This is a genomic window from Ectothiorhodospira shaposhnikovii, from assembly GCF_016584105.1.
GTDB classification, from domain to species: Bacteria; Pseudomonadota; Gammaproteobacteria; order Ectothiorhodospirales; family Ectothiorhodospiraceae; genus Ectothiorhodospira; species Ectothiorhodospira shaposhnikovii.
In genome coordinates, this window is sequence record NZ_NRSM01000135.1 from 1 (window position 1) to 276 (window position 276).

The window sequence follows — 276 nt, forward strand, 5'->3', positions numbered from 1 at the left end:
GGGCTGTGTCATGAGCCTGTTCGCACACGTCCATGCCGTGCCACATGTTTTGAGTCTGTTCGTGGGGACCGGTTTCCTCGGCGGCCTCACCACCTTTTCCACCTTTTCGGCCGAGGCCAATACCCTGCTGCTGCGCAGGCAGTCGATGTGGACGGTCATCCATATAGCGGCACACCTGATCGGCACCCTCGCCATGACCATGCTCGGCATCGTTGTCGTCCACCATGTGCTTCACTGAGAATCAATGCGCCATCGTCCGCGTCCCCCGTGCCAACG

General features: G+C 60.5%; 1 protein-coding gene. It reads left to right on the forward strand.

The window, feature by feature from the left end:
- On the forward strand, positions 1 to 238 hold a 238-nt coding region (locus CKO35_RS17715), incomplete at its 5' end, for a CrcB family protein (RefSeq protein WP_200177418.1).
- Between the last annotated feature and the right edge of the window lie 38 nt (positions 239 to 276).